General features: G+C 38.5%; 2 protein-coding genes. Both read right to left on the reverse strand.

What is annotated here, in order from left to right; translation table 11 throughout:
• Positions 1-2,020, reverse strand: a 2,020-nt coding sequence (locus J6569_RS11025; RefSeq protein WP_296318496.1) for a DUF6531 domain-containing protein, incomplete at its 3' end; no start/stop codon positions are given.
• A gap of 32 nt (positions 2,021-2,052) precedes the next feature.
• On the reverse strand, positions 2,053-2,788 hold a 736-nt coding region (locus J6569_RS11030; RefSeq protein ID WP_296318498.1), incomplete at its 5' end, for a DUF4123 domain-containing protein.

Raw genomic sequence — 2,788 nt, forward strand, 5'->3', positions numbered from 1 at the left:
TTACCCCGCCTGATAGCTCAAGGCCAATGAGCTCACCATCACTATCGTAAATCACATTATGCTGATGACCATATTTATCGCTGATAGCTAACAGTTTAGCCTGTTTAGACTCGGCCGTTTCACGCACAAAATGATAAATGCCAGATTCACAGCTTACCAAATAGTGATTAGGCTCATGCCCAAGGTAGATGGCTGCTTCTGACAGTAAATTATGAATAGCTGGTACCGATTCAGTCGGCAGGGAAAAGGTGATAAGGTTATTTTCGTGATTTTGCCAGATGATGTGATGGTCATCAGTAAAGGTAAGGCTATGACAAAGCGTGTGGCTCCAACCATAGCCTAATCCATTATTGAACTCAACGGCACTGGTCCGGTAAAGGCGTTGCCAAACAAACGGGAATTGGCTAAATAGCGTATCATCAACAAGGGTTAATAATTCTTCACCGGTTAACATTGATACTGGGTCTAGATTGGTTTCACCTTTAATGGCATTACCGTCGACTTCTTTAGGCAAGTTTTTTACCGTACTACTCTCCGTTTTTACGGCATTGCCCATCTCCATAGTCGCTTCATTTATTCCTGCATTGTTAATATAATTAATTTCGCCTTCCTTAAGTACAATTTCTTCGGTCATTCCACCGGATGTACTTTCGGGTAAAGCAACCTTTTTGGGGTTTGAGCCAAAAAAATCAACAAAACGTTGTGGCATTGATAAAATAACATCTTCTGTTGTGGCGGTTTCAACCGCGCTAACGCCACCTTTAGCCCGTAACGCAGCGGCGCTTCGGCTGATAGCTGAGGAAGAGGCTCTGATTATACTTGCAGCAATAGGAATAACTTTTCCAATGAGGTAACATTCAGCAATAAACAAAACAATTTCAACCGCAATATGAAAAAAAGCCTTTCCAGCGAGATAAGCTTTATCCTTTGGTGACTGCAATTGATACCAATATTCCACTGCAGCTGCAATGATATAGATATAAACTTCATCTTGCACAAAAAAATAGGCTTCTTTTTGTTCATCTTCTTTTTTTTCAGAAGAATGATACCATTCCCAAAATTTATCCGACGCTGCTTTTGCCAAATCAAGGGCATTTAAAACCCCCAATGGGGTTGGACTGTATTTTAATGAAAATTCCAATCCATCTATAATAGGTTGCTTACCTTCATCAATGATACCTCGTATAAAATCGCCTAGCACAACAGAAGTATGAGGATTTAGTGGGAACCCAGTGGTATTATTTGTATTTAATTTTTCGATTTGTTGATATTTTTCATCGTATATTTTCCAACGTTTAGAATGTATATTATCCCATTCTGATGTTAAAAATTCAGACAAGTGCTCAATAATTTGTGTATAACCCGTAAACCACTTATTAATTTCTTCTTCATCGGTTATCGGCGCAATTCGAACATAATAGCGACGACCTGGGGTACAATTTTCAATAACGGCTATCCCATCTTCATTTAACTCAAAGGGTATGGCATTTTTTTCATCTGGCGAAAAAACACTGTGAGCCATATTGGTGGGACCGTATTTATTGGGGACATGTTCTGTTAAGACTGGTAGTAATTTCCCTTTTAATTTACCGACTTTCAGAAATCTTTCATTAATAGGTAATTTATCTCGCTCAAGATGCGTATTAGCAAATATCGATAATTTGGGGTCAATACCATATTGAATAACAATTTTTTGATTTAAAGGACATTTTGCGGTGACTCGCTCTAAATTTTTAAAGTTCTCGGCATCATTTTCTTTTTGTTGTTCTGGGTCAGGATACAACCAAGGTGTTATTTTTTGTGCATCCTCTATTGTTTTTTCCCTAGCCGTTTTACTGAGTTTTTTATTTAAACTGAGTAATTGAATACCACTTGCAACACCTTTTTCTTTGAGTTGTTGTTTATATTTATTATGCACTTCGTGGTCGATAACATCTAGAATCTTTGAAAAACGCACCAAAATAGGCTTTAAGATTTCTTGTTTTCTATCTTTATTGTCATTATTATCTTTATTATTCATACTCTATCTCTATACCTTGACTTTTATGCTATCTATCGAGTTAGCTGTTCAATCACTTTACTGACCTGATTTAGGTGATTACTCGAAAATTTAGAGATAAGATAGGTCAGTTTTTTATATAAAATATCTTCATCGAATCTAAAATAAATCTCAGGATAATCATGTTGTAGGAGTTGTATAATATTGTTAATTAAAGGCGTTTGATTTTTTTTAGATATTGAGTCAATAAGTCCTTTTGGCACCTGCCACCAAGGCGATGTTTGCACGGCTTGTTCAAACGGCACATGCACCACGTGCGATTGGTGATTAATCCAGTAAAAAGCAAAGGCAGGCAGCACGTCTTGCCAACTATCGGCAAAGTGATCAAGCATAATTGACAGGTACTCACCATCCCAATAGCGAAAAAATACTGTTTCGCCATCGGGCATTATGGCTTGGGTTAAGCTGCGTAAATGCGCGCAGATGTCTTCAAAGGGTAAATGAGAGCGTGCTAACCAGCCCCAGTCTTTATACTCAGTGTTGTTTACCCAATCTAAAAAAGGACTGTGTTCATCAAGCCTAACTAGCATAGGCATTACTGAAAACCAGTGCTCGTAAGGGGTGCCAGTATAAAGCCCATAAGGCGTTTGCGAGCTATCGGTAATATAGTAGTTTTTAACGGCTTGCGCATCACTGACGTTAGAAAGCACGGCATATAAAGGCATGGATGAGGTGGCGGTGATGGTGCGCCAGTTAGAAAGTGGCATATCTAGCATAATCCACTCCTTG

The sequence above is a fragment of the Gilliamella sp. genome, assembly GCF_024104075.1.
GTDB lineage: Bacteria > Pseudomonadota > Gammaproteobacteria > Enterobacterales > Orbaceae > Gilliamella > Gilliamella bombi.